The organism is Xenorhabdus sp. KJ12.1 (genome assembly GCF_963876495.1).
In the GTDB taxonomy this organism is placed as follows: domain Bacteria; phylum Pseudomonadota; class Gammaproteobacteria; order Enterobacterales; family Enterobacteriaceae; genus Xenorhabdus; species Xenorhabdus stockiae.
In genome coordinates this window covers 1-6983 of the sequence record NZ_CAWNQH010000084.1, presented here as the reverse complement: position 1 = coordinate 6983, position 6983 = coordinate 1, and the positions used below count along the sequence as shown (strand labels likewise).

Annotated in this window: 9 protein-coding genes; 3 read left to right on the top strand and 6 right to left on the bottom strand. The window is 47.8% G+C overall.

Annotation, left to right across the window (positions count from 1 at the left end):
- Window positions 1-140 precede the first annotated feature (140 nt).
- From AACS92_RS21990 to AACS92_RS21965, 6 genes are all read right to left on the bottom strand, one after another.
- Window positions 141-341: a hypothetical protein gene (locus AACS92_RS21990; protein WP_099111682.1), complete on the bottom strand. Its 201-nt coding sequence runs from the start codon at window positions 339-341 to the stop codon at window positions 141-143.
- A gap of 219 nt (window positions 342-560) precedes the next feature.
- The gene (locus AACS92_RS21985; RefSeq protein WP_099111681.1) at window positions 561-950 is read right to left on the bottom strand and encodes an antiterminator Q family protein; all 390 of its coding nucleotides are present in this window, start codon (window positions 948-950) and stop codon (window positions 561-563) included.
- A gap of 18 nt (window positions 951-968) precedes the next feature.
- Window positions 969-2330 carry a replicative DNA helicase gene (locus AACS92_RS21980; RefSeq protein WP_099111680.1) on the bottom strand — a complete coding sequence of 454 codons (1362 nt, stop codon included), beginning with the start codon at window positions 2328-2330 and terminating at the stop codon, window positions 969-971.
- Window positions 2327-2911: an ATP-binding protein gene (locus tag AACS92_RS21975; RefSeq protein ID WP_099111679.1), complete on the bottom strand. Its 585-nt coding sequence runs from the start codon at window positions 2909-2911 to the stop codon at window positions 2327-2329. Before AACS92_RS21975 ends, AACS92_RS21980 begins: the two co-directional genes overlap by 4 nt.
- A gap of 15 nt (window positions 2912-2926) precedes the next feature.
- Window positions 2927-3709 carry a helix-turn-helix domain-containing protein gene (locus AACS92_RS21970; RefSeq protein ID WP_099111678.1) on the bottom strand — a complete coding sequence of 261 codons (783 nt, stop codon included), beginning with the start codon at window positions 3707-3709 and terminating at the stop codon, window positions 2927-2929.
- A 46-nt stretch (window positions 3710-3755) separates the two neighbouring features.
- A complete protein-coding gene (locus AACS92_RS21965) occupies window positions 3756-3992 on the bottom strand; it encodes a transcriptional regulator (protein WP_099111677.1) in 237 nt (78 codons plus the stop codon).
- Window positions 3993-4174: 182 nt separating this feature from the next.
- Between AACS92_RS21965 and AACS92_RS21960 the strand changes: the two genes are divergently transcribed.
- The 3 genes from AACS92_RS21960 to AACS92_RS21950 all read left to right on the top strand — a co-directional run.
- Entirely contained in the window at window positions 4175-4786 is a 612-nt protein-coding gene (locus AACS92_RS21960; protein WP_099111676.1) for a helix-turn-helix domain-containing protein, read from the top strand.
- A 276-nt stretch (window positions 4787-5062) separates the two neighbouring features.
- Window positions 5063-5458, top strand: a complete 396-nt coding sequence (locus AACS92_RS21955; protein WP_099111675.1) for a hypothetical protein — start codon at window positions 5063-5065, stop codon at window positions 5456-5458.
- Window positions 5459-5852: 394 nt separating this feature from the next.
- Window positions 5853-6983, top strand: a 1131-nt coding sequence (locus AACS92_RS21950; RefSeq protein WP_099111674.1) for a tyrosine-type recombinase/integrase, incomplete at its 3' end; no start/stop codon positions are given.

The window sequence follows — 6983 nt, the reverse complement described above, 5'->3', positions numbered from 1 at the left end:
AGGGAGTCATCGTTGACTAAGGTGACAGGGCGTAAATCCATCCGCTTTTTTCCTCTCGACGCTGACTGTTCTCAGGAAAACGACAACACGAAAAGCCGGCATTCACCGGCTGTATTTTCACGTTCTGGGAAATAACCCCATCAGGAAGAACGTTTGAAAAACGTGTCATCGTCCCGGCTTTCCATTAAACCCGCCAGACGAAATTGGGTTAACAATAGTTGGCAACGGGGTTCAGGCAGCCCCATTAATTTAGACACTTCAGAAACAGAAAACCACGTATGCAAAGGCACGGCATCTAAAACACAGGCGGCTGTTATTGTCATATCTTCATGTTTTAACATGATAAATTTAACCCTCCGGGCAGTTTTTATGCTTAAACACACATGTAACTCTGACCAAAGACAACAGCAAGTTTTATGTTTATTTCAGGCGTAAAAAAACCTTGCACGGGACAAGGTTTAAGCTGCCGGGTATGAATAAGCCGGGTGACTTTGCTATCACGTTTATCACAATAGCACCGTTTTTACGATCGTAAAGCGTTATTTTTATAGGCCGTCACATCAGGGATATTTCACTAACGGGATGTCTTTATCCATGTCCAGTGCAATATCCAGCATCATTAACATCCCGTCAATCACGCCTTCGGCCTTTTGTAATCGCTTCCCGATGTGCGTATCCGAACAATGATGATCATGGGCGAGTTGCATAAAGGTTTTACCAAAGACGTAATAATCAAACAGCAGATCGTGCGCCTCGTTACTCTGCTGATTCAGTTTTGCCATGCAACTGGCGATAATCAGGGCATCATCATCACAACACTGTACGCGGGATTTCACCCGGTTCGGGATTAACCCTTTGAAGCCCGCCGCAATGGAGGACCAGTAAACCCCGTCACGATTATCCGCCGCCCATGCGCCCCAGCGCTCCATCACTAACTGAATATCACGCATTCATGCTCTCCCCTGTGATCAAAGCGCCCTGTCGGCATAACGGCGTTGTTTTTGTTTGTCTTGTCGCGACCTGCGGCACATTTCGGCGGCCGATATCTGATCAGTCGGCAGGTAATGACCGTGCCGGAATGCCTGATAAACTGTGCCGGTTTGCCCGTGACGGTTCTTCTCCAGAATAATTTCCGCGTATTGGCCGGCGGGACTGAATGGGTTATACACTCCATCTCGATACGTAAAAAGGATGCGATCCGCATCCTGCTCCAGTGAGCCGGAATCACGTAAGTCTGCCGCTATCGGGCGACGCTGATGCAAGGGGCGTTTATCCACGTCCCTTGAGAGCTGGCTCAAGGCCGTGACCGGGGTATGTAGCCGTTTTGCCAAGCCTTTCAGTGCCTTCGATATTTCTGCCACCGCCAAGTCATGACGGTCAGCCCGGGGTTTTCTAATCAACCCAAGGTAGTCGACGAAAATCCCCTTTAAGTTCGGGTGACGACGCTTATGGGTTTCACTGATAGCGCAAATTTGTTCGACACTCAGATCGCTGGCATCCAGCACATGAATATCCCGGTCGATAAGCGAACCCAGCGCATTGCCAATACGCCCCCAGTCTTCATCATACAGTTCACAGTTTCGTAGTTTAGACACCGGCATCGCCGCCGAACTCGCCACCATGCGCTCGGCAATTTGCTGCGCCGCCATTTCCATGGAAAACAACAACGCCCCGCCCCCGTCGCGGGTCATGCCTTCAATCATGCACAGGGCCAGTTCCGTTTTTCCCATGCCCGGGCGTCCGCCCAGTAAAATCAGGTCAGTCGGGTTAAATCCGCCGGTCAGTTCGTCCAGCGGCTCAATGCCTGTCAGGATCATGCCGGTCTTGCCCTGATTGCGCGCCTCCAGTGTTTCAACGTACCTGTCCAGTAAGGTACCGATGACCACGGGCTGTAAGCTACTCTCGCTCTGGGATATCCCGTTAAACCGGGAGGCAAACGCCTCAACCAGTGCTTCCGCTTGCGTGTGATTGCCACAGGCCTGGATCTCTTGCTGGTAGCGGTTAATCAGATCAGTGACCTGACGTACCCGCCAGTAACGCATGACTTTTTCCGCATAGCCTTTTAAATTGGCCCGCCAGACCGGCGTTTTGGCTAATTCCAGCAAGTTAGCCAGAATACCGCGTTCTTCGCCCATCGCATCCGCAATGAAAAAGGGATCGATAATCGCACTGCTCAGGGCCTGCTTTTTGATTTCGCCGTACACCCGGCGCAGATGAACAGAGCTGAACGCCTCATCCGGTAACACCGCTAATACGTCGTAGGCATCCGGGGTCGCCCCACCGGATAACAAGCCACTGATAACGGCCATTTCCAAATCATAGACATTCATGCGATTTCCCTCCGGTAGCTTTCCCAGTCAAAGGCCAGTACCGTGCCGCCCTGAAGCACTCGGTCCAGCGTCCGATCACCCAAAAACTGCGCCAGCTCAGTCACGGGCAAGTTACTGATCAGAATGGTGGGCAGCAGATCTTCATAGCGATTATTCAGCACCTCAAACAGAATATGACGTTCAGACTCCGTGCCGTACTGCACGCCGATTTCGTCAATCACCAGCAAATCCCGCTCGCTGTAAAATTTCAGGGTATCAAATTCACTCATATCCCCCTCGCTATTCCATGAGCGACGAAATGCCCGGATGATGCGCGAGGCGGTGGTGATAAACACGGCTTCATCCCCGCCTGCGGCAATTTCCCGACACAAAGCGACAGCAAGGTGGGTTTTGCCCGTGCCCTGACGCCCGCACAGGATCATGCCTTCCCCAGCCCGCTTGCGTTCCGCCCACGTCTGGACGTAGCCCTGACAGGTTTTCAGATTGATTTCTGCCCTGCCATTCTGTGGCTGATAGGTGGCAAAACTGGCCTGCGCAAAGCGGGGGACGATGTTCAATATTCCCGGTTCCGTTGTTTCCATCACGTCTGCTGCTCCTTAAAGATTTTTTGTCCAGCTCGCGGCGTGTGATTCATAACGCTTGTGCTCAAATCCGCTATGGGTGTTGATTTGGGGCTGCCGACCGGATTTCTGCTTGTCAGGAAATAACCCTTGCCAGCTGTTGGCAATGGAGGTGCAAATTACCGCGTCAGGATTGGGACAGTCTGCCAGTTGCTTGGCCTGCTGGCGGCAACTGGTTTCGGTCAGGGGCTTCCTGATCTCCTGTCGGAACGTCACCCAATCCGCCCATATTTCGGCACTGACATTCTCGGGTTTGGCCGTCAGGGGATCGAATACGGATTTTTTTGCCTGTTTTTCCTGCCCAGCCCCTTGGGGTTTTATAGGTTCTTTGACTGGTTCCTTGACGGGTTCAAAAGAGTGACTGATTCTGGTGCCATCTGACGGCATAGGGGGTCTGCCATTGGGCGGCACAGGGGTGTCAGCAAATGGCATAGGGCTGCCAACCGGTGGCACAGGGGGTATGCTTTTGGGTGACACAGGGCCAGCGGATAAATTCAGGTAATAAACATTCGAGGCATTCCCTTTCCCGTTGTGATTACCCAGCCGGTTTTCCTTGGTCAGCAAACCCATCTTAATCAGGGCACCAATGTGACTTCGCACGGCGCTTTTGCTGCATTCACAGTGATCTGCAATATGCTGATATGAGGGCCAGCACTCCCCTTTGTCGTTTGCATTATCAGCCAGCTTAATCAGCACCAGTTTTCTCAGGGGATTGCCCACCCGGATACTCATTGCCTTCGCCATCAGACTCATACTCATGCCATTTCTCCCTGTTATCGATCCGCCACCAGCGGGAATTGGAAATTTATTGCGGGGTTTTCGCTTCAGGCGGCGGGAAAACGGTAGGCAGATCAGGACGCAATTCATGCGCCTGAACCGCCCCGTTTGAAAACACCACAATATCGGGGACCCGTGATACCGAAACCCGTTTTTTTCCGTACAACCATGCACTGACGAGCGATTGCGCACACCCCAGTACCTGAGCCAATTTGGCCTGACTGCCTGCGATATCTATCACTTTTTTTATTACACTGTTTTTCATTCTTCCCTTTCTCCAACACCACGGCAATAACAATATCACTAATGGTCAATATAAATCACTATTGGAGTGTTTGTAAAGATATCACTCTAGAGATAGAATAAGAAAAAAATGTTCCAAGACAGCGGTTCTTGGGTTTATCCCCGGTATTCGACGTAAATGCGGGAACCACTCATGAGGCACTTATGACTCTTGCTGATAGATTAAAAGAAGCTATGGCAGATAAGGGGCTAACCCAATCTGCGCTGGCAAAAAAAGCCGGCATGGCGCAATCCATGATATGGAAATTACTTTCCGGGAACGCAACCAAAACAGGCCGGCTCGTTGATTTAGCCAAGGCGCTTGACGTACGCCCAGAGTGGCTGAGTGATGGCAGTGGTCATAAATCACAGTCCGGTGATACTGATTTTGCTGTCAAGCATGACAACCGTTATGCACCGGTAAAAATTTATGAAGCAGAACAAGAAACCCCGGAGTGCTTCATGGTGCCGGCCTTTTCTGAACAGCAAACCGCCTTTGAATCCTGTCGGGCTTATCGCATCACCCAAAATACCGGCTGTGCTGAAGCGCCGGAAGGAACAGTGATCGTGGTAGATACACAGGAAGAGATCGCCAATGATGATTTAGTCTATGCACGGATAGGAGAGCACTATTCCGTTTATCGTTATAAACAAGGGGGAGCGGTCAGCTTTTTATCTGTGGATGACTCACGTATCCCCTTGATAACTCTTTCTCCCGACATGGAAATCGTCGGTGTAATTGTGTATTTATTTCGTCACATGAAGCGAAAACGATAACCTTCCTCTCCCGACTTTAAACACCACCAACCCCTGCCTCTATCTGCAATAAGATACTGTTTTTAATGCAGTATCTTCCTTTTCACTGAAATAATAATCCCCATCAAGATCTAAAATCATTCAAATAATATCAAATTAAAATTATTAGATATCAATAAGATAATTAAAAAATTTGCTTTATATCACTTTAGGTATGGATTCAATGAAATTTAAGTGATAATGTTAGTGGCATCAAAGTGATAGGAATAATCACTACCCTAATAAGCGAGAGGATTTATGCGTACCTTCATTTCTGCCATCATCAAAAAACCGGCAACACAACAAAAAAAGGCTATCAACATTAAAGGCATTGTTGCCAATATCGCACAAAAAAACAGCCTGCATGCAGAAACAACACATATCACCTTTTTGGCAGATCAATATCGTCAGGGCAAAACCCAGCATCACGGCATGGATATAAAGAATAACGATGAATTTAAACATCATATTTTAGCGACGTATCGGGTCAACCCAAAACATACCGAGCCTGTGCCTTACTATCATTTAGAACTGATTGTCGATTACGGTTATGCACTCTATCAGCGGCGAGGACGGTATATGAATTTAGTGGATATATTGCCTTTTACTCAATTTTCAGCCCCGGAAATAAAAACTACCCTCATTGATAATTAACACATTCATGAATGCAAGGAAAATAACAGCAATGGATTGCCTGAAATAAAAATAAACGACTTAATCATGAAATTAAGCGCTTAATTTGTGCAGGTTTATTGTATGCAAAATGTGTAAATTATTCGGAGAAAAATAAAATGAGGCTCGTTGCTAATCATAAGAATAAGAAAAAAGCCAGTCTTACCAGAAAGCAGGCGGCTGACTTTATCGGCATTAATGTCGATACATTATCCCATTGGTGCGCTATAGGTAAAATAGCCTACAACAAGAAAGATCCCGCCAGACCCCGATCCCCTTATTTATTTACATACGCGGCATGTATTGCAGCCCTTAACAATTCGATCCAAACTGTGCCTGTGAGCACGGTAGATGTGGCAGAAAAAGGAGATAAAAAATGTCAATCTTCCGTAGAGGAAATACATGGTACGGGAACTACACGACACCAAGCGGCAAAAGAATTAAGGAATCGCTTGGAACAACGGACAAGAGGCAAGCTCAGGAATTGCACGATCGAAGAAAGGCCGAATTATGGCGCATAGAACGGCTGGGTGATTTTCCTGATGTGACGTTTGATGAAGCCTGTTTACGTTGGATTGAGGAAAAGGCCGATAAAAAATCACTGGATGATGATAAAGGGCGTATGGCGTTCTGGCTGGAATACTTCAGCGGAGTGAGATTAAAAGATATTACCGAAGCCAGCATTTACACGGCGGTTAGCAAGATGAAAAACCGCAAGGCCAAGGAGCGCTGGGAAAGTCAGGTTCAGGCAGCCAAGAAAAAAGGACACGAGATCCCAGCCTATAAAGAAGTCTCAGTATCGGTAGCGACCAAGGCAAAGCACTTAGCTTTGATTAAGGCTCTATTAAGAGCCGCCGAAAGAGATTGGAAATGGTTAGAGAAAGCCCCTGTGATTAAAGTCCCAACCGTCAGAGAAAAACGAGTCAGATGGTTGGAGCCTCATGAAGCGCAAAGATTAGTTGATGAATGTCCCGAACCACTTCAGTCAGTCGTTAAGTTTGCGCTGGCTACAGGGTTGAGACGCTCAAATATTATTAATCTGGAGTGGTCACAAATTGATATGCAAAGACAGGTTGCATGGATACACCCAGATCAAAGCAAATCATCCAGGGCTATAGGGGTAGCCCTAAATGAAACAGCTTGCAGGGTGTTACGGGATCAGATAGGAAGCCATAACAAATGGGTTTTCGTTCATACGAAATCATCAATCAGTCCAAACGGAATAGCACTGCCTAATGTGAGAAAGATGCGTGTTGATGATAATACAGCATGGAATGCAGCGTTAAGACGAGCAGGAATCGAAGATTTTCGTTTTCATGATTTGAGACACACTTGGGCTAGCTGGTTAGTACAATCAGGTGTTCCATTATCAATTTTGCAGGAAATGGGCGGCTGGGAGTCAATCGAAATGGTTAGAAGATATGCACACTTAGCACCGAATCATCTGACCGAACATGCGCGACAAATTGACCTGCTTTTTGGCGGAGGTGTCCCAAATTCGTCCCAA